Annotated in this window: 24 protein-coding genes; 3 read left to right on the plus strand and 21 right to left on the minus strand. The window is 55.9% G+C overall.

What is annotated here, in order from left to right:
- Positions 1–69: 69 nt before the first annotated feature.
- The 5 genes from RGW60_RS12275 to RGW60_RS12295 form a co-directional block, all read right to left on the minus strand.
- On the minus strand, positions 70–1,080 hold the full coding sequence (locus RGW60_RS12275; protein ID WP_322204860.1) for an aspartate-semialdehyde dehydrogenase: 1,011 nt from the start codon (positions 1,078–1,080) through the stop codon (positions 70–72).
- Between the two features lie 101 nt (positions 1,081–1,181).
- A complete protein-coding gene (locus RGW60_RS12280; RefSeq protein WP_322204861.1) occupies positions 1,182–1,742 on the minus strand; it encodes a DUF1285 domain-containing protein in 561 nt (186 codons plus the stop codon).
- A gap of 21 nt (positions 1,743–1,763) precedes the next feature.
- Entirely contained in the window at positions 1,764–2,366 is a 603-nt protein-coding gene (locus tag RGW60_RS12285) for a DUF4823 domain-containing protein (protein WP_322204862.1), read from the minus strand.
- A 137-nt stretch (positions 2,367–2,503) separates the two neighbouring features.
- Positions 2,504–3,472, minus strand: coding sequence for a GTP 3',8-cyclase MoaA (locus RGW60_RS12290; protein WP_322204863.1), 969 nt, complete (start codon positions 3,470–3,472; stop codon positions 2,504–2,506).
- Positions 3,473–3,609: 137 nt separating this feature from the next.
- Complete coding sequence (locus RGW60_RS12295) at positions 3,610–4,251, minus strand: TetR/AcrR family transcriptional regulator (RefSeq protein WP_322204864.1); 642 nt, start codon at positions 4,249–4,251, stop codon at positions 3,610–3,612.
- Between the two features lie 79 nt (positions 4,252–4,330).
- Here RGW60_RS12295 and RGW60_RS12300 point away from each other — a divergent pair, with 79 nt between their 5' ends.
- On the plus strand, positions 4,331–5,464 hold the full coding sequence (locus RGW60_RS12300) for an aminotransferase class V-fold PLP-dependent enzyme (protein WP_322204865.1): 1,134 nt from the start codon (positions 4,331–4,333) through the stop codon (positions 5,462–5,464).
- Positions 5,465–5,737: 273 nt separating this feature from the next.
- On the opposite strand, the gene RGW60_RS12305 is transcribed toward RGW60_RS12300, so the two are convergent.
- The 13 genes from RGW60_RS12305 to RGW60_RS12365 all read right to left on the minus strand — a co-directional run bounded on the left by RGW60_RS12305 (position 5,738) and on the right by RGW60_RS12365 (position 15,945).
- On the minus strand, positions 5,738–6,523 hold the full coding sequence (locus RGW60_RS12305; RefSeq protein ID WP_322204866.1) for a TatD family hydrolase: 786 nt from the start codon (positions 6,521–6,523) through the stop codon (positions 5,738–5,740).
- Positions 6,524–6,537: 14 nt separating this feature from the next.
- Positions 6,538–6,894: a PilZ domain-containing protein gene (locus RGW60_RS12310; RefSeq protein ID WP_322204867.1), complete on the minus strand. Its 357-nt coding sequence runs from the start codon at positions 6,892–6,894 to the stop codon at positions 6,538–6,540.
- A gap of 38 nt (positions 6,895–6,932) precedes the next feature.
- On the minus strand, positions 6,933–7,919 hold the full coding sequence (locus RGW60_RS12315; RefSeq protein ID WP_322204868.1) for a DNA polymerase III subunit delta': 987 nt from the start codon (positions 7,917–7,919) through the stop codon (positions 6,933–6,935).
- Positions 7,912–8,544: a dTMP kinase gene (gene tmk / locus RGW60_RS12320; RefSeq protein ID WP_322204869.1), complete on the minus strand. Its 633-nt coding sequence runs from the start codon at positions 8,542–8,544 to the stop codon at positions 7,912–7,914. The genes RGW60_RS12315 and tmk overlap by 8 nt, the downstream gene beginning before the upstream one ends.
- Before the next feature lie 19 nt (positions 8,545–8,563).
- Positions 8,564–9,766: an endolytic transglycosylase MltG gene (gene mltG / locus RGW60_RS12325; RefSeq protein WP_322204870.1), complete on the minus strand. Its 1,203-nt coding sequence runs from the start codon at positions 9,764–9,766 to the stop codon at positions 8,564–8,566.
- 3 nt (positions 9,767–9,769) lie between these two features.
- Positions 9,770–10,585, minus strand: coding sequence for an aminodeoxychorismate lyase (gene pabC / locus RGW60_RS12330; RefSeq protein WP_322204871.1), 816 nt, complete (start codon positions 10,583–10,585; stop codon positions 9,770–9,772).
- The gene (fabF, locus tag RGW60_RS12335; protein ID WP_322204872.1) at positions 10,585–11,829 is read right to left on the minus strand and encodes a beta-ketoacyl-ACP synthase II; all 1,245 of its coding nucleotides are present in this window, start codon (positions 11,827–11,829) and stop codon (positions 10,585–10,587) included. Before fabF ends, pabC begins: the two co-directional genes overlap by 1 nt.
- A 110-nt stretch (positions 11,830–11,939) precedes the next feature.
- Positions 11,940–12,176, minus strand: coding sequence for an acyl carrier protein (gene acpP / locus RGW60_RS12340; protein ID WP_322204873.1), 237 nt, complete (start codon positions 12,174–12,176; stop codon positions 11,940–11,942).
- Positions 12,177–12,368: 192 nt separating this feature from the next.
- The gene (gene fabG / locus RGW60_RS12345; protein ID WP_322204874.1) at positions 12,369–13,112 is read right to left on the minus strand and encodes a 3-oxoacyl-ACP reductase FabG; all 744 of its coding nucleotides are present in this window, start codon (positions 13,110–13,112) and stop codon (positions 12,369–12,371) included.
- A 14-nt stretch (positions 13,113–13,126) separates the two neighbouring features.
- Positions 13,127–14,065: an ACP S-malonyltransferase gene (fabD, locus tag RGW60_RS12350; protein WP_322204875.1), complete on the minus strand. Its 939-nt coding sequence runs from the start codon at positions 14,063–14,065 to the stop codon at positions 13,127–13,129.
- 144 nt (positions 14,066–14,209) lie between these two features.
- Positions 14,210–15,217 (minus strand): phosphate acyltransferase PlsX, encoded by a 1,008-nt coding sequence (gene plsX, locus RGW60_RS12355; RefSeq protein ID WP_322204876.1) that lies wholly within the window; start codon positions 15,215–15,217, stop codon positions 14,210–14,212.
- Positions 15,218–15,221: 4 nt separating this feature from the next.
- On the minus strand, positions 15,222–15,404 hold the full coding sequence (gene rpmF, locus RGW60_RS12360) for a 50S ribosomal protein L32 (RefSeq protein WP_008152339.1): 183 nt from the start codon (positions 15,402–15,404) through the stop codon (positions 15,222–15,224).
- A 13-nt stretch (positions 15,405–15,417) separates the two neighbouring features.
- Positions 15,418–15,945 carry a YceD family protein gene (locus tag RGW60_RS12365; protein ID WP_322165486.1) on the minus strand — a complete coding sequence of 176 codons (528 nt, stop codon included), beginning with the start codon at positions 15,943–15,945 and terminating at the stop codon, positions 15,418–15,420.
- Between the two features lie 105 nt (positions 15,946–16,050).
- Between RGW60_RS12365 and RGW60_RS12370 the strand changes: the two genes are divergently transcribed.
- Positions 16,051–16,629 (plus strand): nucleoside triphosphate pyrophosphatase, encoded by a 579-nt coding sequence (locus tag RGW60_RS12370; protein WP_322204877.1) that lies wholly within the window; start codon positions 16,051–16,053, stop codon positions 16,627–16,629.
- Positions 16,630–16,678: 49 nt separating this feature from the next.
- Here the strand turns inward: RGW60_RS12370 and RGW60_RS12375 are convergent, their stop codons facing one another.
- From RGW60_RS12375 to rluC, 3 genes are read right to left on the minus strand one after another with little or no spacing between them, the layout of a single operon-like run.
- Positions 16,679–17,671, minus strand: a complete 993-nt coding sequence (locus tag RGW60_RS12375; protein ID WP_322204878.1) for a S49 family peptidase — start codon at positions 17,669–17,671, stop codon at positions 16,679–16,681.
- A gap of 12 nt (positions 17,672–17,683) precedes the next feature.
- Positions 17,684–18,355 carry an HAD-IA family hydrolase gene (locus RGW60_RS12380; protein WP_322204879.1) on the minus strand — a complete coding sequence of 224 codons (672 nt, stop codon included), beginning with the start codon at positions 18,353–18,355 and terminating at the stop codon, positions 17,684–17,686.
- The gene (gene rluC / locus RGW60_RS12385) at positions 18,345–19,301 is read right to left on the minus strand and encodes a 23S rRNA pseudouridine(955/2504/2580) synthase RluC (protein WP_322204880.1); all 957 of its coding nucleotides are present in this window, start codon (positions 19,299–19,301) and stop codon (positions 18,345–18,347) included. Before rluC ends, RGW60_RS12380 begins: the two co-directional genes overlap by 11 nt.
- A gap of 710 nt (positions 19,302–20,011) precedes the next feature.
- Here rluC and rne point away from each other — a divergent pair.
- Positions 20,012–23,233 carry a ribonuclease E gene (gene rne, locus RGW60_RS12390; RefSeq protein WP_322204881.1) on the plus strand — a complete coding sequence of 1,074 codons (3,222 nt, stop codon included), beginning with the start codon at positions 20,012–20,014 and terminating at the stop codon, positions 23,231–23,233.
- The last annotated feature ends 106 nt before the right edge of the window (positions 23,234–23,339 follow it).

Here is a 23,339-nt window from a genome sequence, read left to right on the forward strand (position 1 = left end):
AACCGAGAAGGTAAAGCCTACGTTAGCCGTCAAGCCGAAGTGATTCGCCCAATTGTTGCCAAGTATCTTTTACACATGGTCTTTTATCAACAATTCAGCCACTTGGACAGCGTTCAACGCTGCCCCCTTGCGAACATTATCTGAGGTAATCCACAAGTTGAGCTCCGAAGGGTCATCAATCCCCAAACGGACTCGACCTATATAGACCACATCCTGGCCCACTGCATCGCCAACGGCGGTAGGGTAATCACCGGCTTCGACCAGCTCGATGCCGGGTGCAACACGCAGTGCGGCATTGACGGCAGCCAAGTCGACTGGCCCTGAAGCCTGCAGCGAAACGCTGAAACTATCGCCAAAAAACACCGGGGCTTGAATGCAGCTGGCGGAAATTTTCAGTGACGGCAGGGCCAGTAGCTCTCGCAACTCCGCAACCAGACGCTTTTCCAGCGGACTGTGCCCTTGCGCATCGGGAGTGCCGACCTGAGCCAAGAGATTGAAGGCCATCTGCCGGTCGAAGAAGCGCGGTTCCATCGGCCGAACATTGAGCAATTCGGCTGTCTGCCGAGCCAACTCAGCAACACCTTCACGTCCTTGACTGGAAACAGCCAGGCATGCCGTTACGTTGATGCGCACCACATCAAGCAGGTCGCGCAATGGCGCCAGGGCCACCGCCAATGCGGTCGCAGACGGACTAGGGCTGGAGACCTGATACGGCTTTTTTAACGCATCCAGCAAGACTGCATTGATTTCCGGGACGACGTTAGGAGCTTGCTCAACGGGCAAGCCGCCGGAGAGATCAATCACCGTACAACCGGCTGCCGTGGCCCGCACGGCGTAGCTACGGGTAATCGCAGGACCTGCGGCAAAGAACACCAACTGGACTTTACTGAAATCGAACTCGTCGACTTCACGCACACGCACGTTCTTGCCGCGGTAAGGCACTGAATGACCTGCCGATTCAACGCTCGCCAACAGGTGCAGATTGGCAACCGGAAAATCACGTTCTTCGAGAATCTGTACGAGGGTTTCGCCGACGGTACCGGTGGCGCCGATCACGGCAATATCAAGGGACTGGGTCATGCAAACGCCTCAAGCAAAACGGGGAGCGGCACTTTAACCGTCGAATTGCTGACAGGCAATTGTGCGTGGAACAGGTGGAGTGCTACTGAAATAACAGCACGTCAGGGTTCCAGGCCTATCCGGAAAAACGTCCCGCTACTCCATACGCCCAGCCAACGCTGCCCGTCGATCTCCCGGGCCTCTGCCAAGTCAACCAGTTGATAAAACACATTGCGGTGAATTAGCGCCTCCAGGTTGACGCGCACGTGGATATAGGGCGCTGGTTCCTGGGTTTCAGGGTCTATTTCCACACGCAAAGGATGTTCAGGGCCCGCTTCGGTCTGATCATCGACATTGGTAGTGAAACGCAGAACTTGCTGCTCGCCTTCACCCTCCACCTCAAGGCTGACGGCAACAAATGGAGCATCGTCGACTTTGATCCGGACCTTTTCCACGGGAGTGATCAGGAAATAATCATCATCGTCACGGCGCATGATCGTGGAAAACAGTCGAACCATAGGTTTACGCCCGATCGGCGTACCCAGGTAATACCACGTACCGTCCCGAGCGATACGCATGTCGATATCGCCACAGAAATCGGGGTTCCACAGGTGAACAGGCGGCAACCCTTTTGACTTGGGAATCTGTGCAAACAGGTCATTGGCCTTGCCCGGATCACTCATTTTCTTGCTCCTTTAAAGGTGCTACCGGCTAACACCCATCAGGCTACGAGCGTAATCCTCCAAAGGCGGCGCTAGCAAATCTTCAGGTTTAGTATTGCGCATCGTCAGCAATCCGCCTCGGGTATGTATGCGGGCGGTGTCGATCAAATAGCGGGTGGTGGTTTCAATCAACATGAGCTGGATCACCCCGCTGTCGACGCCTAACCGATCCACGGCTTGCTGATCAGTCCACTCGTCAGTGTTGCCAATGCGGTCATCAGCCTTGGCGAAACGGGTGTAAAGCAAATAGTTGGCACCCGCGGCTCGCGCTTCAGTCATCGCTTCATCCAGACCCATTGGCGCCTTGGCCCGACGGACCATTGGGAAGTATTCGATAAAGCCCTTAAAGGCTTCTTCGGCGACAACGTTGGGGCGTGGATAGGCATTGCCAGGCGGCACAAACGAACCCTGTGCGATGTAGATGAATGAGTCTGGTTGCAAGCGTCGGTTATTCGCTCGATTGGTGTCACTGTGATCGAGCAAGCCAGCATCGCTTAACTGATCATGAGCCCCCTGCCCCATATCGCTGATACTCATGCAGCCACTTAACGACAACAGCGTCAGTAGCAAAACCAGGCTACGCATCATCCCCTCCAGGTGCCAGTGACGGAAAACCGGCGAATGCGCGACTGATGCAGCTTCCGCGCCACTCATAAAAAAAGAGCTGAGGCGCTACCAAGTTTCGACGAAGGAGTTAAAAATTCACACACTTGCGTCAGAGATCACCCTCCAATAATCTTCATTACCATAGCGCCGCCGGAAAACGCCACTTCCTGCTTATCGCCCAAAGCCCTGACCAGCAGCCTTTGTAACGCCGGCAGGGCTTGATGGCGAGGTTTGTCCAGAAGGTCGCCGATATAATGGCGGTTGCTGGAAGATAGACAGCCATGCAACCAGCCAGTAGAGGACAGGCGCAAACGCGAGCAGGTTCGGCAAAAGGGCACGCTTTCGTTGGCGATGACACCAAAAAAACCTTTGCCGGGGATTTGATAGCGCACCGCCGTGGCATCCACGGGCGCATCGGCCTGAAGGTATTCGTAGTGATCGCCGATTAGCGCCAGCAGTTGCTGCAAGCTGACAAATTGCTGCAAAAACGCGTTCGAGTCGCTGGCCAGGTGGCCCATGCGCATCAGCTCGATAAAGCGCAGTTCATAACCACGCTCAAGACAGTAATCAAGCAAAGGCATCACCTGATCCAGGTTTTGCCCGCGCAACGGCACCATGTTGACTTTAATTTTGATGCCTGCCGCGCTGGCCTGGGTCATGCCGTCAAGCACAGTGAGCAAATCACCGCCACGGGCAATGGTGCGAAATGCCAAGGGGTCTAAGGTGTCGAGAGAAACATTAAGCCGACGAATATTGGCATCCACCAGCAGCGGCAGTTTGCGAGCCAGCAGTTGGCCATTGGTTGTCAGGCTGATTTCGTCGAGACCCAACTGCCCGATCTGAGCCATGAAGGTCTCCAGTTTTGGACTGACCAGAGGCTCGCCACCCGTGATACGCAGACGTTCAATGCCCGCGGCCTCAATCAGGTACGCCACGCCACTCGCCATGGCGTCCGCCGACAACTCATCCTGCGCGGCCACTAAGCGCTTACCATTTGGCACACAGTAAGTGCAGGCGTAATTGCAGGCAGAGGTCAGGCTGATCCGCAGATTGCGAAAACGCCTGCCTTGACGGTCAACGATCATGAATGGCTCCGGCAAAAAAAGGTGGACCGCTAAAACCTGACTCACACATCAATTTTTAGCAAGGCCTATGCCCGAGTATATTACTGGGACTCTTAACAGTGCATTGACTACCTGCAACCATAAAGCCCCCGAATGGCTTAAATGCTGGGCGGGGTATCGGTATCACGCTTGCGCTTGTTGCCCATGCGCACGCCAATATCCATCAGGAATTGAAAGAAGCCTTCCTGATCTTCGAGTACATTGCTCCAGAACGGCGAGTGATACAGCGCTACGGCGCCATGCACCAACGCCCAGGACGCGCAGAAGTGGAAATAAGGAGGCACGTCTTCAAGCTTGCCTTCGTTAATCCGGCCTTCAATCAACAACGTGAGGCGCTCAAAGTTGGAGGCACGAATCTTGTGCAACTCAACGACCATTTCCGGCACCTGGTTGCCCTTGACTACCTTTTCTTCCAAGCGATCAAACAACCGGTACCGTTGTGGATCACGCATACGGAACTCAAAGTAAGCACGGGATAAAGCTTCCTTATCCTTGTCGACGTCGGCAGAGTGCAGCAACTCATTCAAATCCCGCTCATAATCGAGCATCAAGCGCAGATAAATCTCCGCTTTCGACTTGAAATGCTTATAGATAGTGCCTTTGCCGATACCCACGGCATCCGCGATCATCTCGACGGTGACACTGTCTTCACCTTGATCGAGGAACAGCTTTAGCGCGGTATCGAGAATTTCTTGCTCGCGGCGACGAAACTCACGGACCTTACGAGGTTCTTTCTGCATAAGAAAAGGTCTGTTGGGGGGTCAAAATCGAAGCCGCGTATTATGCCTAACTTGTGCCAAATTGCACGGATCATCCGACATGTCTACGTTTCTTGATGAATTTACACAGGCTCCAGGCCTGCGATATCTAAACCACGCGGCGGTCGCTCCCTGGCCAAAACGCGCCGCAACCGCCGTCACTCGCTTTGCTCAGGAAAACGTTTTACTGGGCGCGCGCGACTATCCTGATTGGATGATAGTTGAACAACGCCTTCGTGAACGCCTGATGCGTCTAATGAATGCACCGTCGACCGATGACATTGCACTGGTCAAAAACACGTCGGAAGCGCTGTCATTCGTCGCCTTTGGGCTGGACTGGAAGAGCGGCGATCAAATCGTCATTAGTGACGAAGAGTTTCCTTCCAACCGAATCGTCTGGGAGGCGCTAAAGCCTCAAGGCGTTGAAGTCATTCAGGTCAGCCTTAAGGGCGACAACCCGGAAGCGGCATTGCTTGCGGCGTGCGGTCCTCGTACACGGCTGTTATCGATTAGTGCTGTGCAATTCGCTACAGGCCTGCGTCTTGATCTCGAAGTGCTTGGCCAAGGGTGCAAAACACGTAATGTATTGTTCTGCATCGATGCCATTCAGCACTTGGGCGCCCTGCCCTTCGATGTTCAAGCAAGCCAATGCGACTTTGCGATGGCCGACGGCCACAAGTGGTTGCTGGGCCCGGAGGGCCTGGGGGTGTTTTACTGCCGCGCCGAATTGCGACCACAGTTGAAGCTAAATGAGTTTGGCTGGCACATGCTGGAACATATGGGCGATTACAACCGCACCACTTGGGAACCTGCTCTGTCTGCGCGTCGTTTCGAATGCGGCAGCCCGAATGTGCTGGGTAGTATGGCGCTGGAAGCCAGCCTTTCTTTGCTTGAGGAGGTAGGCATGGAACACGTCGGCAAGGCTATTGCAGAGCGCGTGCTGTGGCTCGAAGAAGGATTGAGCTCTATTCCCGGCGCTCGCCTGCACACGTCGAAAGACCCTAAGCGACGTGCAGGCATTCTGTCGTTCAGCCTTGATGGCGTGGAAAACTCAGCGCTGTTCGAGCGACTTAAGCAACATCAGGTGGTATGCGTACAACGGGGGCCTGGCATTCGTTTCTCCCCACATTTCTATACAGAGTCGCGGGTGATTGAAGAGACGTTGGCTTTGGTACGCGAACTAGCAGCGCGGTGAGAACCCAATCAAAGCGTCGATATTCCAAATCCGTTTAAAGAATAGTGTGGATTGGGCTGGACGCGCGGCAATCATGACCAATACTTAACTCGTTGGCGCGGCATCTCCCCCAAGTGGCGCGCCAATGAGGGTACCAATGGATCGCGTACCTTTGTTTACTCCTAATGGTCTTAACCCGGATTCACCCCCCAGAACCCGGGTTTTTTTTGCCTGTGTTTTACACACAGTAAAGATACAACCTCGCCCTCCCTGTGTTTGGAGGAAGTGTAGATGTCAGCGCTTCAGATGAGCCAGCGGAAACAGGCGGGCGAAGTTTTCGGTGGTCTGCTCGGCGAAGCGCTCATAGGACTCGCCGCGCAGCATCGCCAGAAACTCAGCGACCTCCCGCACATATTGAGGCAGGTTCGGCTTGCCCCGGTAAGGTATAGGCGCAAGGTAAGGTGAGTCGGTTTCTACCAGCAATCGATCAACGGGAACTTGGCGCGCCACGTCACGCAACGCGTCGGCGTTGCGGAAAGTGACGATCCCGGACAGCGAGATATAAAAACCCAGGTCCAGTGCCGCTTTGGCCATCGCCCAGTCCTCAGTGAAACAATGCAACACTCCGCCCTGTGGCAAGGCCGCTGCACGCATCAAATCCAGGGTGTCGGCGCGAGCGCCTCGGGTGTGGACGATCACCGGCTTGCCCGTCAGATTGGCCGCCTCAAGGTGCAAACGAAACGATGCCTGTTGAAGCTGCGCAGCTTCGGGCTCGTAGTGATAGTCGAGACCGGTTTCGCCGATGGCGACTACCCTCGGATGGTTGAGCTCCGCCAATAACCAGTCCAGCGCAGGTGCCGTGCCCGGTTGCAGGTCAAGCGGGTGAACGCCGACCGAGCAATCCACATCGTCATAGCGATCAGCCAAGGCTTTTACCGCACCGGCGTTTTCGGCGCTGACGCCGATGCACAGAAAATGCCCGACACCCCGCGCCCGGGCGGCATCCAGGGCAGCGTCCAGTGAACCTGCATGTTCAGCGAGGTCGAGACGATCGAGGTGACAATGGGAATCTACAAGCATGAAGGAGGCTACAACTACATCGTATGAGTGGGACGGTCGGACTTAAGAGCACCGGCCAGATACGTTTCGATTTTATTGCGTGCAGCGTTATCACCGTCGTTGAATTGAACGCCAACCCCGGCAGCCCGATTGCCTTGGGCGCCTTTGGGGGTGATCCAGGTAACTTTGCCCGTTACCGGAATTTTTTCCGGCTCGTCCATCAGGTTAAGCAGCATGAATACCTCGTCACCCAGCTTGTAGCTCTTGCTGGTCGGGATAAACAAACCGCCATTCTTGATAAAGGGCATATACGCCGCGTACAACACCGACTTGTCCTTGATGGTCAGAGACAGGATGCCATTACGTGGACCGGGGTTCAGCGGCAAATTCATTGCAACTCCTTTAGGGGAAGTGATCCTGCAGCAGGAGTCTACCCCTGTCCGGGCAAGCCTGCCCACTGCACCAGCAAGGCTTCGAGCAATAAAACGCGGTTAAGGTTTGATTTGGACATAACCTTTTGCCGTTGCGCCAGCACCCAATCCTGAATGCTGAGCACTTTGTCCTGCCTGGTTTTTTGCGCCAAGTACTGCAAAACCTTGCGCATATCATCCAAACCGAGACCAGCTTCATCCTGGGTCAGTTGATAACGCAGGATCAATAGCGCCCAACCGGTGAACCAGTCAAACAACAACAACAACGGAATATCTTTCCAGCCTTCGGCCAACTGAGTCGGTGATTGCTGCTGTTTAAGGAGTTTTTTCACACCGTCGACCACCAGCGCCCGCTGCTCACGAACCCCTTGGGTATTCAGACTGACTGCCGCCAGAGGCGATCCTGCGGCCAGCGTGAGCAACTCGGCACGCTCGTCTTCAGAGCAGTCAGGTAAAGCTGTGGCCAACCACTGCAAGCTCACCGCCCTACTTGGCAGCGGGCAGGCCTGCTGCACGCAACGGCTCCTGACAGTAGGCAACAATCGACTCGACTGATGACTGATCAGTAACAGGACGGTATTACCGGAGGGTTCTTCAAGGCTTTTCAGCAAAGCGTTGGCAGCATTGACGTTCATCGACTCTGCCGGCTCGATCAACACTACTTTGCGACCACCCATTTGTGCGGTCTGCACTACAAAGCTCACCAGATCGCGGACCTGATCAACTTTGATCGCCTTGTCCGCCTCTTCTGGCTCCAGTACGTAGTGATCGGGATGAGTGCCCGCAGCTAAAAGCAGGCATGACTTGCACTGACCACAAGCATTCAAACCTGCGGGCCGCTGGCACAGCAAGCGAGCCACCAACCGTTGCGCCAATGCTCGCTTGCCGATGCCTACAGGACCGTGCAGCAAATAAGCATGCGCATGCTCGGTACGCCCGGCCATCTGCTGCCAGAGGCCTTCCTGCCAAGGATAGGCTTCAGCCACGGCATAGCTCCAAAAGTTCAGGCAGCAGGTCATCGAGTGACTGCTGAACTTCGGACAACGCCAATGCTGCGTTCACCAGTCGATAGCGCGCAGGATTAGCGCCCGCGCGATTCAAATACGTACTGCGCACAGCATCAAAAAAACCCCGGCCTTCCTGCTCGAAACGGTCAAGTCGGCCACGGGCTGTTGCTCGGGCCAATCCGATTTCCACTGGCAAGTCGAACACCACGGTCATATCAGGGCGCAGATCACCTTGAACGAACGCTTCCAGCGCCGCAATCCGGTCATGGGACAAACCTCGGCCGCCGCCCTGATACGCGTAGGTCGCATCGGTAAACCGGTCACACAGCACAACGGCTCCGCGTGCCAGTGCGGGACGAATAACCTCAGCCAAGTGCTGGGCTCTGGCGGCGAACACCAGTAACAACTCCGTATCAGCATTCATTGACTCGTCGCTGGGCGCCAGTAACAGCTCGCGTATTCGCTCTGCCAACGGCGTGCCACCCGGTTCGCGGGTCAGCACAACATCGACACCTTGCGCACGCAGACACTGGGCGAGGTATTCACGATTGGTACTTTTGCCCGCGCCTTCGGGACCTTCCAAGGTAATAAACAGGCCAGTCACAGGCAGTCCTTCATCATGTTCATTGTGGCTTTTGCTCGTCTTTTTCGACCGGTACGGCAATCGGAGCGGCGTCGTCGGGTTGAGGCCTGGGCTCGGAGTTGGCTTCGGGCTTGGCATCAGCCTCGGGCTTTAGTTCAGGTGCAGGCTCAAGCCTGGATTCCATGGTCGGCGTGATAGCGGGAGCAACAACGGGGGCTGGACTGGAGCGGTAATCTGCTCGCCTTTTGAGCTGAAACTCACGGACCGCGCTGTTATGCGATTCCAGATCATCCGAGAACACGTGGCTGCCGTCGCCTCGTGCCACGAAATAGAGGCTGCTGCCAGCCACCGGATTAAGCGCAGCGTGGATCGCTTCACGCCCCACTAACGAAATTGGCGTGGGTGGTAACCCGGAAATAACATACGTGTTGTACGGTGTTGGTTCCTTCAAGTACGCACGAGTCAGCTTGCCGGTGTAGCGCTCGCCGAGGCCATAAATCACCGTAGGATCAGTCTGCAACAACATGCCTATATGCAGACGGCGGACAAATACACCGGCGATTTTTCCGCGTTCTTGAGGAACGCCGGTTTCTTTCTCAACCAATGACGCCATGATCAAGGCCTGATACGGATCGACGTAGGGCACATCTGCGGCGCGCCTGGCCCATTCGTCGGCCAGCACCTCGTCCAGACGGTTGTACGCCTGCTTGAGCATGTCCAGATCGCTCATCCCAAGCACGTACCGATAGGTGTCTGGAAAGAAACGACCTTCGGGAAACACATTGGGGTGCCCGAGCTTGCTCATCAACTCACTGTCGCTCAGCCCCGCCAGCGCTTGCTCAAGCTTGACCTGTTTTGCCAGTGCAGACCGAACCTGACGAAAATTCCAACCCTCGACCAGGGTCAGGCTGTATTGCACCACTTCGCCGCGCGCCCACAGGTCTAGAAGCCCCCGTGCATCCATGCCGGGCGTCATACGATATTCACCGGTGTGGAACGACTGGCCGGCTAGGTTAAAGCGCCAATAAAGGCGTAACCAAAACGCATCCTTGATCACGCCGTCAGTTTCCAGGCGATTGAGCACTCCGGTAGGCGTGGAGCCTGCCGTGACGTCCAGCAGTTGTTCCTGAGTGACATTCAAGGGTTGCTTGAGGGCAACATTCTGCTCCCAGGCAAAAAACCCCAGGAGTAAACCCGCAAGAAGCAGGCCCCCTTCAAACACCACCAACAATTTACGAATCACTGATCAAACATCCAAGAGCGCGCGGGCGATGCCCTGCAGTTTACGGGTGAGTGGACCAACCGGCCAGTTCAGCTGCGCAAACTCCCGTACGGGCCATACGCCGTAAACGCTGTTGCACACAAAAACCTCGTCTGCCTGTTCCAGGTCGTGAATACCTATGTCGCGGACCTCGGTGACGATGCCCAAGGTTTGTGCTTGCGCCAATAGCTCGGCGCGCATTACTCCTGCCACACCGCAACGACTTAGATCGGCCGTGACCAGAACGTCGTCAGCGATCAAAAACAGGTTGCTGTAGACACCCTCAATGAGGCGTCCCGAGGTGTCATACATCAGCCCTTCGGCAAAGGCGCTGTCGTGCCATTCACTGCGGGCGAGGACTTGCTCCAGTCGATTGAGGTGCTTAAGCCCCGCCAACAGCGGCTGCTCGGACAGGCGGGTGACGCAGGCAAACAGGCTCACCCCCTGGTCGGCATGAGCCGCAGGATAAGGCGAAGGAGGATAGCCCTGAATAATACGTCGCGGACGAGCAAGGGGCGCGGGCGCATAACCACGCAGACTATCGCCACGGGTGACAATCAGTTTCATGACGCCGCGGCCCAACTGAGCGGCAAACGCCAGCAACTCACTGCGAATCAATGCTTGATCGGCAGCGATTTTCAAACGGTCGCAGCCCAGCTTCAATCGCGCCAGATGACGTTCGATCAATAACGGCCGTCCCGCCTTGACGGCGATGGTTTCAAATAACCCATCACCATAAGCCAAACCTCGATCCGTAATGGACAGAGCGTCTGCCGGCCGACCGTCGATCCAGCTCAACATCAATCAGCGAACCGGCGAAAGACCAACGAACCGTTAGTGCCGCCAAAACCAAAGGAATTGGACACCGCAACGTCGATTGGCATCGGCTTGGCCTCATGCGGCACGAAATCCAGGTCACAGCCTTCGTCTGGCTGATCGAGATTGATGGTCGGCGGTGCAACCTGATCATTGATCGCTAAAATACTGAAGATAGCCTCGACGGCGCCTGCTGCGCCGAGCAAGTGACCCGTCATCGACTTGGTAGAACTGACCGCCAGTTTGTAGGCATGGTCTCCAAATACTGTTTTGATCGCCGACGCTTCTGCCAGATCGCCCGCCAGAGTCGAGGTGCCATGGGCGTTGATGTACTGCACCTCATCAACGTTGAGCTTGGCATCACGCAGTGCATTAGCAATACAACGTGCCGCACCCGCCCCGTCTTCCGGTGGTGAGGTCATGTGATAAGCGTCGCCGCTCATGCCGAAACCGATCAGCTCAGCATAAATTGTTGCGCCCCGCGCTTTGGCGTGCTCAAGCTCTTCGAGTACCAATGCACCCGCACCGTCGGACAGGACGAAACCGTCACGGCCCTTGTCCCAGGGACGGCTGGCGCGAGCAGGATCGTCATTGCGCGTGGACAGAGCCCGAGACGCGCCGAAACCACCCATACCTAAACCGCAGGCGGCCATTTCGGCGCCACCGGCAATCATCACGTCGGCTTCACCGTAGACGATATTGCGCGCCGCCATGCCGATGCAGTGCGTACCTGTGGTACACGCCGTGGCGATGGCATAGTTGGGGCCCTGCGCACCGAGGTGGATCGACAGGAAACCAGAAATCATATTGATGATTGAGCCAGGCACAAAAAACGGAGAAATTTTCCCCGGGCCTTGCTCGTGCAACGAACGGCTGTTGTTCTCGATATTGGTCAGGCCACCGATACCAGCGCCCATGGCAACGCCAATTCGGTCGCGGTTTTCATCAGTAACTTCAAGGCCGGAATTGCGCACGGCCTGGAAGCTGGCAGCCAGCCCGTACTGAATGAACAAATCGAGACGGCGGGCCTCTTTGGCCGCGAGGTACTCCTCGACTTTAAAATCCTTAACCGAACCGCCAAAACGAGTGGTGAAGGCTGAAAGGTCCGTATGCTCGATCAGGCCAATGCCACTACGGCCAGCCAAAATGCCTTGCCAACTGCTCGGCACATCGGTGCCCAATGGCGACAGCATACCCATACCGGTGACTACGACGCGTCTACGCGACACAGCACTCTCCTTTCTTCTAATGACGACACTTTTGATCGATTTTTAAAGAAAAAACCGCACGCCAGCAATGGCAGTGCGGTTTTTCCAGTCAACAACGCAAATTAAAACTATTACGCTTGGTGCTTGTTGACGTAATCGATAGCAGCTTGAACGGTGGTAATTTTTTCGGCATCTTCGTCAGGGATTTCGGTCTCGAACTCTTCTTCCAAAGCCATTACCAGCTCCACGGTATCAAGGGAGTCAGCACCCAAGTCGTCTACGAAAGATGAAGTGTTTTTCACTTCGTCTTCTTTGACGCCCAGTTGCTCAACAACGATTTTCTTGACGCGTTCTTCGATGGTGCTCATACCTTGTTTTAACTCCTAGTGGACAAATTCAGGCAGCTGGCCGGTGGGTAAGTGTAAGAAGAGGTTTTGCGCATTTCAAGCTCAATGCGAAACCTCTCGAACCACACCCGCCTTCCGCCTATTAATAGATTGCAGCTTTATAACGGATTTTAGACCGCTCGTATGACATTTTTTTAAAGCGATCCGTCACATTTAGCTCATGTACATGCCACCGTTTACCGGGATTGTAGCCCCAGTAACGTAGCCTGCACCTTCAGATGCGAGAAAAGCGACCACGTGCGCAATCTCTTGGGCCTGCCCCAAACGCCCTAAAGGAATTTGGTTGATCAACAATTCGCGCTGCGTTTCTGGCAACTCGCGGGTCATATCAGTATCGATAAAACCGGGTGCAACCGAATTCACAGTCACTGCACGGGAGCCGACTTCGCGCGCCAGTGCCCGACTAAAACCTTCCAACCCGGCTTTCGCGGCCGCGTAGTTTACTTGGCCTGCGTTGCCCATGGCACCCACAACTGAACCAATACTGATGATTCGACCCCAACGGGCCTTAGTCATGCCGCGCAAAACACCCTTGGATAGCCGAAACAGGCTATTCAGATTCGTGTCGACAACGTCATGCCACTCGTCATCTTTCATCCGCATTACCAGATTGTCACGGGTGATACCCGCGTTATTGACAAGGATCAACGGTGCGCCAACACGTTCCTGGATCAACGCCAGGGTTGCGGTTACAGATTGGGCATTACACACATCCAGCATCAGCCCAAAGCCTTCGATCCCGTTTTCCTTGAAGGTTGCGCTGATGCGCTCCGCGCCGGATTCAGACGTTGCGGTTCCAACTACAGTCGCTCCGTTGCGTCCCAATTCAAGGGCGATAGCTTGTCCTATACCACGACTCGCACCGGTAACCAGTGCAACTTTACCTTGCAGGCTCATGCAAGCTCTCCTAATCAGGCCAATGCCGCGCGAGTGGCAGCGAAGGCATCTGGGGTATTGAGGTTGTAAGTCGTTACGCCTTCGGCGCAGCGTTTGTTCAGACCCGCAAGTACTTTCCCGGGACCACATTCGACCAACTGGGTAACACCGCTGGCTGCCAAGCTCTGAATGGACTCGACCCAGCGCACTGGCCTGTATAGCTGCTCAAGCAAATTGTGTTTCAGGGTAGCAAGATCAATCGCAGGCGACGCGCTGACATTTTGCACCAGTTGGATCTGAGGCGTCTGCCAGGCAATCGCTTCGATGGATTCAGCAAAGCGCTCTGCAGCCGGGCGCATCAGTTCGCAGTGCGACGGCACGCTCACCGGCAACGGCATCGCGCGCTTGGCGCCACGGGCCTTGCAAGCCTCCATGGCCCGCTCAACAGCGGCAGCAGAACCTGCGATCACCACTTGGCCCGGCGAGTTGAAGTTCACCGCACTGACCACATCACCTTGAGCCGACTCGGCGCACGCCGCCAAGACATCCGCATCCGCCAGACCCAAAATTGCCGCCATACCGCCTTGTCCAGCTGGCACGGCTTCCTGCATCAGCTGGCCCCGACGCTGCACCAACTTGACTGCATCACTCAGGCTCAAGCTGCCAGCCGCTACCAATGCGCTGTACTCACCGAGGCTATGCCCCGCGACAAACACAGGGCGAGCGCCATTTTCAGCCAGCCACAGGCGCCAAAGCGCCACGGAGGCGGTCAGGATTGCCGGCTGCGTCTTATCTGTTTGATTGAGTTGCGCCTCGGGGCCTTGCTGAGTCAACGCCCAAAGGTCGTAGCCCAGCGCTACGGAAGCTTCAGCAAATGTGTCCAGAATCAGTGGGTAATGCGCGCCCAACTCGGCCAACATGCCGAGGGACTGCGAGCCTTGACCCGGAAAAACGAACGCGAGGGATGCAGACATTAAACAAGCCCCTAATAATATGTCGTCGAAAAATATGCACCTGATCGACCAGGCACACTAACGCTTGGCTACATTGATGGACAATTGGATGAATAACCTGTCGCAAGCGTCACATCGCCATCAAGGAGCGTGACACACAGCAGTCTAGAGCAGCTCCTCTAGACGCCCACTTAACCGTTGAGGAAGATCTTCCTGAATTTCGATCAATGCCCGCTGAATAGCGCTTTGAAAGCCTTGCACGCTCGCAGATCCATGACTTTTGACGACTATCCCATGCAAGCCCAGAAAACTGGCCCCGTTATGGCGAGCGGGCGCAAGATCAGCCCGTAATCGCTTGAGCATTGGCAGCGCCATAGCACCCACTACTTTGGTGAACACGTTCTGCGTGAACAATGCTTCAATACGCGCACCTATCATCGTCGCCAAGCCTTCGCTTGACTTGAGCAGAATATTGCCGACAAAACCGTCACATACCACGACATCCGCCTCGCCCCGATAGACGCCATCGCCTTCGACAAAACCGACGTAATTCAACCCCGGTGACGCATGCAACAAACTCGCTGCCAGTTTGACCTGCTGATTGCCTTTGATGTCCTCTGTACCGATATTGAGTAGAGCTACCCTGGGCCGCGTGACACCCAAAGCCTCAGCTGCAACTGACCCCATCACTGCAAATTGATGAAGATTCTCAGCACTGCAATCAACGTTTGCCCCCAAATCCAGTAGCTGGCAATAGCCCCGCTGGGTTGGAATAGCTGCGACCATAGCCGGCCGATCAATACCCGGCAACGTCTTGAGCACGAAACGCGACAACGCCATTAGCGCCCCCGTGTTTCCTGCACTGACACACGCATGGACCTGACCACTGGCAAGCAATCCAAGTGCAACGCGCATTGAAGAGTCGGGTTTACCGCGCAACGCCTGAGAGGGACGTTCGTCCATGGAGATCACTTCAGTAGCGTTTAAAACACGCAGACGTGAGCGATCCACACCGGAATGGCGGGCAATCAATTCTTCAATAAGGGGGGCTTGACCGACGAGGATCAGGTGCAGCGAGGGTGTTGCGACCAAACAAGCAATGCAGGCCTGCACAATGTTGCGGGGACCGAAGTCCCCACCCATTGCGTCAATCGCGATGATCGAAGCGGACAAGTAATTACTCGTCAGCGCCTTTATCGATCACTTTGCGACCACGGTATACGCCTTCTGGCGATACGTGGTGACGCAGGTGAATTTCACCCGTGGTTTTTTCTACAGACAGAGTGCTAGCCGTAAGGGCGTCGTGCGAACGACGCATGTCACGGGCAGAGCGGGATTTTTTGTTCTGCTGAACAGCCATAATTAATTAACTCCTAAACGTTTGGGTCACGCTTTAACTGCGCCAATACACTGAACGGGTTGGACCGCGTTACCTCGTCCTCGCTCGACTCGGACACTTGATTGTCCGCCGGCTGCTGGCATTCTTGCGGATCATGAGCAGGCACAATGGGCAAGGCAAGCAAAAGCTCTTCCTCGATCAATGCCAGCAGATCCAATGGATCTTCGCCCAGTTCCAGCACGTCATAACCTTTCGGTAACGACTGGGTATTCGCACCCTCTTTCACCACAGCGTAACTGCACTCACTGTGGATCGGCAGGGTGACCAGCTCAAGACAACGCTGGCAAACCATTTTGACTTCGACGTCGATTGAACTGTGAATTACCACAGATCTACGCTCGTCGCGCTCAAAAACGAACTTCGCCTGCACCGTACCGAGGGTATCGGAAAGCGGGTCGCAGAGCCTCTCCAAATCAGCCAGCGGTACTTCTCCCTGAAGAGTAGTGCCACGATCAGCTAATTTGCGCGGGTCAACGTGAGGTGGAATCGGGTCATTCAACATAGGCGCAGCATTCTAGGGATGAGGCACCCCTCTGTCAAAGGAAATTCAACGCTGTGCGTATCCGTAGTCGCTGATTACAATCAACTTTCACTCAAGGAGAACTTAATGCTCCCCCTGCTACTTGCCTCCAGCTCACCCTACCGCCGCGAACTACTCACCCGCCTGCGGCTTCCGTTCACCTGCAGCTCGCCAGACATCGACGAAAGCCGGCACGCTGGCGAACCCGCCATTGATCTGGTCCAGCGCCTGGCCCGCGAGAAAGCTCAAGCCTTGGCGGGCAGCCACCCCGATCATTTAATTATCGGTTCGGACCAAGTGGCAGTGCTCAATGGGAACGTCCTCGGCAAGCCCCACACCTTCGAGCGAGCGCTGGAGCAATTATCAGCGGCGAACGGCAACAGCGTGACCTTCCTGACTGGCTTGGCGCTGCTGAACAGCCTTACCGGACACTGCCAGGTCGACTGCGTGGCGTTTACCGTCCACATGCGCAAGCTGGATCAACCCAGCCTCGAACGCTACCTGTACGCCGAACAACCCTACGACTGCGCAGGCAGCTTCAAAGCCGAGGGGTTAGGGGTAGGCTTGTTTCAGAGCACCGAAGGCAGCGACGCCACTAGCCTGATCGGCCTGCCACTGATTCGCTTGGTCGACATGCTGCTGATTGAAGGGGTAAGCATTCTGTAGGAGTGTCTCCTACAGAAGTAGAAAACCCGACCATAAGGTCGGGCTTCAATTAGCGCAGCGACGGCCCCTGGAAGCCCATCCACATCGCCAATTGATTGGCCATGCTGACACCTAGCTTCTTCGAGAACCGATCAAACGGTGAATCTTCGACGGTGTAGTCGACAATGTCCTTCGCGCCGATCACTTCACGAGCGACGTAACTGGCATTGCCCAGGCCATCAATCAGACCCAACGGCAGTGCTTGCTCGCCGGTCCAGACCAATCCAGAAAACAATTCCGGGTGCTCTTTGTCTTTCAGACGATCGCCGCGCCCTTGTTTGACGCTGGCGATGAACTGACGGTGCGTCGTATCCAGTACGCCTTGCCAGAACAATGTCTCGTCGGCCTTCGGAGGCTGGAACGGATCAAGAAATGCCTTGTGCTCACCCGAGGTGTAAGTCCGACGGTCAACGCCCAACTTATCCATGATCCCGACAAATCCGAAACCGGCAGCCGTCACGCCAATCGAACCCACTAAACTGGCCTTATCGGCATAGATTTGGTCTGCGGCACTGGCGATGTAATAAGCCCCAGAGGCCCCGAGATCACTGATCACCGCATACACCTTGATATCAGGTTTCTCGGCACGCAGGCGACGAATCTCGTCGTAGATGTAACCCGCCTGGACCGGGCTGCCACCCGGACTGTTAATGCGCAGGATCACACCCTTGGTTTTGGAGTCGTCGAATGCCGAACGCAACGCACCGACAATGTTATCGGCGCTCGCAGCCTCTTTGTCAGCAATCATACCCCGCACTTCAATCAATGCAGTGTGAGGGTCGCCCCGCGATCCGCCTTTGCCGAAATCCATTAAAGGTGTAAACACCACCAGCGCGCCTATCAGGTAAGCAAATGTCAGCAGCTTGAAAAAAATGCCCCAGCGCCGCGAACGACGCTGCTCCTGCACGCCTGCGAGCAAGGTTTTTTCCAGTAGCCTCCAACTTCTGTCGTCACCCTTTACGCCCGGAGTTTCAGCGCTGTCGCTTTTCCATTCGTCTGACATGTATTAATTACCTTAAAAAGAATCGCTGCCAGGAGCACTTAACCAACTGCGCAATTCAGAAAAACGTTCGATGGCCAAACGTGGCTTGAACTCAAGTAGTGAAGCCAGCGACTGCGCTCCGTAACCCACTGCAACTGAATCCATACCCGCGCTATGCGCCATCAACAAATCGAAGGACGAATCCCCCACCATGAGCGCCTCATCGGACGCGACGCCGCAATGCTCAAGAATCTCGCGCAACATAAGCGGATCCGGCTTGCTGGCGGATTCGTCGGCGGCACGCGTGATCTCAAAATAATCCTGCCACCCATGAGCTTTCAAGACCCGATCCAGACCACGACGGGATTTCCCCGTCGCAACGGCCATTTGATAGCCTTGGGCGCGAAATGCTGCCAGCGAATCCACCACATCAGCGAACAAGGGCGATGGCTCGGCCTCAAGCGCCAAGTAACTGTCGGCGTAATGCCCACGAAAATTCAACATCTGATCCGAGCTTATATCCGGGTACAGCGTACGAATCGCCTCAGGCAAACCCAGCCCAATGATGCCCTTGATCGCGAAGTCATCACGCACCGGCACATCACACCGACCGGCTGCGACTTGCATAGCCTCGACGATACGACCGATGGAATCGGCAAGGGTGCCATCCCAGTCAAAAATCAGTAGTTTATAGTCAGGGCGCACTCAATCGCTCCACGGTCTTGGCCCACATTTCATCAACAGGCGCTTGAAGTTTTAATTCGCCACCGTCCGGCAATGGCACCGTCAGCATGTAGGCATGCAGGAACAAGCGTTTGCCGCCCAAATCCCGAATTTCCCGACTGAAATCTTCATCGCCATACTTGGTGTCGCCGGCGATGCAATGGCCCGCGTGCAGGGTGTGGACGCGAATCTGGTGGGTACGACCGGTAACAGGCTTGGCCTCAATCATGGTGGCAAAGTCACCGAAGCGACGCAGGACCTTAAAAATCGTCAGTGCTTCCTTGCCCTCTTCGTTGACTTCAACCATACGCTCGCCGGAGCGCAAGTTACTCTTGAGCAACGGGGCGTTGACGCGCTTTTGCGCCGCGGCCCAATTACCGCGAACCAGCGCCATGTAGCGCTTATCAACGCCGTCACCGCGCAGTTGCTCGTGCAAATGCCGCAACATGCTACGTTTTTTGGCGATCATCAACAGACCCGAAGTATCGCGATCCAAGCGGTGCACCAACTCCAGCTCCTTTGCATCCGGACGCATCTGACGAAAGGCTTCGATCACACCGTAATTCAGACCACTACCGCCATGCACTGCAATACCCGCAGGCTTGTTCAGCACGATCAGCGCCTTATCCTCATAAACGATGGCCGCTTCCAGACGCTGTAAAAGGCCTTGTGCCAGCGGAACAGGCTCATCGCGCTCAGGCAGGCGCAACGGCGGAACGCGAATGATATCGCCCCCCTTGAGCTTATACTCAGGTTTGATTCGACCTTTGTTCACCCGCACTTCACCCTTACGCAAAATGCGATAAATCAAGGTCTTAGGCACACCCTTGAGGTAGGTGAAGAGAAAGTTATCGATGCGTTGACCGGCAAGTTCCGGCGCAACCTCAACCAGCTGGACGCCGGAGGTTGGAGGGGCAATATTTGTCATGCCGCAAATCATAACAATTTTTTATGGATTTGAAGCACTTAATGATTACTGCTATAGTCGCGAACGCCGCCAAAAGCGGCCCGGACAGCGGACTAACGGTGTAACCACCGGCCCTGACCATCGCAATTCAAAGGACGCAAGGCCGTCCGACGGGGCTTTCGCTGGATAACGAAGGTCTGAAAACGTAACAAGCGCAGGTGACATGAGGCCCGAAACAAGCCAGATCGCAGGGTTATCACTCGCCTTCTGAGCCCATATCCACGGCCGGTTCACAAAGTGCAGTCGCTTTCAGACGATTCGAGCAAAAGTTTCGGAAATAACGCCTTAAGCCATGACGCGTGACCTTCCTATCGAGGGTTGCGGTAAATGCCAACCCGCTGCGGATTCTGCGCGCGGCAGCACCCGAATTATCAGGGATACGTGTGGGGTGGAGACGCACAACCATTGGACTGTGTAGCACTAGGCCTTATTTAAGACGCTCATATCGTCCACTGCCGATGGTTGATTCCTCCTCCTGACAAAGCTTTTGCTGACAGGGTGTCTTTTGTCACCACAGCAAGCAGGATACGTCGTCGCGACTTCGACCCCTTTGGTTGGAACCTCGCTAGACACTGGAGTGGCCAACCGCTCCTGACGCACCCTGACACCGACCGTGAGAAGTCGTGTGTGCCGAACGCCGTTTCCGGCAGCCCGGAAACCGACGGTACTACATGAAAAGAATGCTAATTAACGCAACTCAACCCGAAGAGTTGCGCGTCGCACTGGTAGATGGCCAACGCCTCTATGATTTGGACATCGAATCCGGTGCGCGCGAGCAGAAGAAGGCCAATATCTATAAAGGCCGGATTACTCGCATTGAACCAAGCCTTGAGGCTGCCTTTGTCGATTTCGGCTCTGAGCGCCATGGCTTCCTGCCCCTCAAAGAAATCTCCCGTGAATACTTCAAGAAAGCGCCTGAAGGCCGCGTAAACATCAAGGACGTCTTGACCGAAGGTCAGGAGGTGATCGTTCAGGTCGAAAAAGAAGAGCGTGGCAATAAGGGCGCAGCCCTGACCACGTTCATCAGCCTGGCCGGTCGTTATTTGGTGCTGATGCCAAATAACCCGCGTGCTGGCGGTATTTCCCGTCGCATCGAAGGCGAAGAGCGCAACGAACTGCGTGAAGCACTGAACGGCTTGATCGCTCCGGCTGACATGGGCCTGATCGTGCGCACTGCTGGTCTTGGCCGCAGCAGCGAAGAGATGCAGTGGGACCTCGATTACCTACTGCAACTGTGGACTGCTATTAAAGAAGCATCCCTTGATCGCTCCGCTCCGTTCCTGATCTATCAGGAAAGCAACGTCATCATCCGTGCCATCCGCGATTATTTGCGCCAGGACATCGGCGAAGTGCTAATCGACAGCGTTGAAGCCCAGGAAGAAGCTTTAACGTTTATCCGACAGGTGATGCCGCAGTACGCCAGCAAGATCAAGCTCTACGAAGACAGCGTACCGCTGTTCAACCGTTTCCAGATCGAAAGCCAGATCGAAACAGCTTTCCAGCGTGTGGTTGAATTGCCTTCCGGCGGCTCCATCGTTATCGATCCAACCGAAGCACTGGTGTCCATCGACATCAACTCGGCGCGCGCTACCAAAGGTAGCGACATCGAAGAAACCGCATTGCAAACCAACCTGGAAGCGGCTGAAGAAATTGCCCGCCAGCTGCGCCTGCGTGACATTGGTGGCTTGATCGTCATTGACTTCATCGACATGACACCCGCCAAAAACCAGCGCGCAGTGGAGGAGAAAGTTCGCGAAAGCCTGGAAGCTGACCGTGCCCGCGTCCAAGTCGGTCGCATCTCGCGTTTTGGCCTACTGGAAATGTCCCGTCAACGCTTACGTCCATCGCTGGGTGAAAGCAGCGGCATCGTTTGCCCGCGCTGCAACGGCACCGGCATCATTCGTGACGTGGAATCGCTATCGCTGGCCATCCTGCGCCTGATCGAAGAAGAAGCCCTGAAAGACCGTACCGCAGAAGTCCGCGCTCAAGTGCCGATTCCGGTTGCGGCTTTCCTGCTCAACGAAAAGCGTAACTCGATCACCAAGATCGAACTCCGCACCCGGGCTCGTATTGTCATTCTGCCTAACGACCATCTCGAAACGCCGCACTTCGAAGTACAGCGCCTGCGTGATGACAGCCCCGAAGCGCACACCAATCAGTCCAGTTACGAAATTGCTGCGGCCGCTGCCGAAGTGGAAGAAGTTGCGCCACCTGCTGCCGCCACCCGCACCCTGGTTCGTCAAGAAGCTGCCGTCAAGACCGCCCCGCCGCGTGCCAACGCGCCGGTACCAGTCGAAGCCTCCGCCCCCGCTGCACCGTCTTTAGCCGTGCCTGAGCCAAGCCTGTTCAAAGGCTTGGTGAAATCCTTGGTCAGCCTGTTTGCGGTCAAAGAAGAGCCAAAGGCGGTTGTGGTAGAAAAACCAGCTGCTGAACGCCCTGCCGCACGTAACGACGAGCGCCGTAACGGCCGCCAACAGAGCCGCAGCCGTAACGGCCGCCGTGACGAAAAACCGCGTGAAGAGCGTGCCGAACGAGCTCCACGTGAGGATCGTGCGCCGCGCGAACCCCGTGAAGAAGTCGCAGTTGCAGCCGCACCTCGCGAAGAACGTGCCCCGCGTGCGCCTCGTGAAGAGCGCGCCCCACGTGCCCCGCGTGAAGATCGCAAATCGCGCGAAGATCGCCCGGTGCGTGAATTGCGTGAAGCACTGGACGCCCCTGCTGCCCCTGAAGCCCGTAGCGAAGAACGTCCAGAGCGCGCACCGCGTGAAGAACGCCAGCCGCGCGAGCCTCGTGCACCGCGTGAAGAGCGTCAACCTCGCGTTGAGCAGCCTGCCGTAGCGGTCGCTGAAGACGAAGAAGACGAAGTACTGACCAACGAAGAATTGCAGGATGACAATCAGGATGGCGCCGAAGGCGATCGCCCTCGTCGTCGTTCGCGTGGTCAACGTCGTCGCAGCAACCGTCGCGAGCGTCAACGTGATGCCAACGGTAACGTGATCGAAGGTTCTGAGTCGGAAGGCTCCGAGTCGGAAGACGAAACCCACGCAGAGCCAAGCACCTCTGATCTAGCCGCCGGTCTGGCCGTTACCGCCGCCGTTGCCAGCAGCGTGATCAGCGCGCCAGCCGAAGCCGATGCACATCGCCAAGCTGAACGTGCCACCGCTGCGGTCGAAGCGTACAAAGCGCCAGTGGTAGAAGCACAGGTTGTCGAGGCGCCAGTCGCTCAGGAACCAGTGTTTGAAGCCCCCGTCGTTGAAGCGCCAGTGGCTCAAACTGCACCGCACGTCGAAGCAACCCCAAACGTTGAAGTCCAGTACACGCCACGTGAAGAAGTTGCTGCTGTGCAACACCCCGCTGTCGCCGCTCAATCCGAGCTGTTCAGCACGCCTATTGGCGAGCAAGTTGCCGCATTCAACAAGCCTGCGGCGCACGAAGAGGTTGCGGCCACTGACTCTGCGCAAGTGCCGACTCAAGCTCCTGCTACCCCGGTAGTCGCAGAAGTACCGGTTGAACAGCCTGCTCCGGTTGCAATTGCTGCGCAAAACGAACTGCCACAAGCAGTTGATACAGCGATTGAGGCACCGACTGTTACGACCAGCAGCACAGGCCGCGCACCGAACGATCCTCGTGAAGTGCGTCGTCGCAAGCTTGAGGCCGCGCGCCTGCAGAAAGAAGCTGAAGAAGCAGCTGCCAACGCTCCCCAGGTTGTTGCCACTGTTGAACCCGCTCCAATTGCTGAAGTCGAGCCGACCCAGCATTTCGCAAGCACCCAACACACTTCCACCGAAACCCCAGCACCGGTGATTGATGAAAATCTTCGCTCAGCTGAAGAAGTAGTGCGGCATCACCCAGAAGCATTGGAAGAAAGCAAAGAGCCTAAACCGCTCGCTTAATCCCCGCTGACGAAACGCCCCCGTTTGCGCAAGCACACGGGGGCTTTTTTATGTCTCGAAAATCCACGCACAAGTCCTGTCAACGTAACCGTCCGGCCAACATATC

This window comes from Pseudomonas sp. AB6, assembly GCF_034314105.1.
GTDB lineage: Bacteria > Pseudomonadota > Gammaproteobacteria > Pseudomonadales > Pseudomonadaceae > Aquipseudomonas.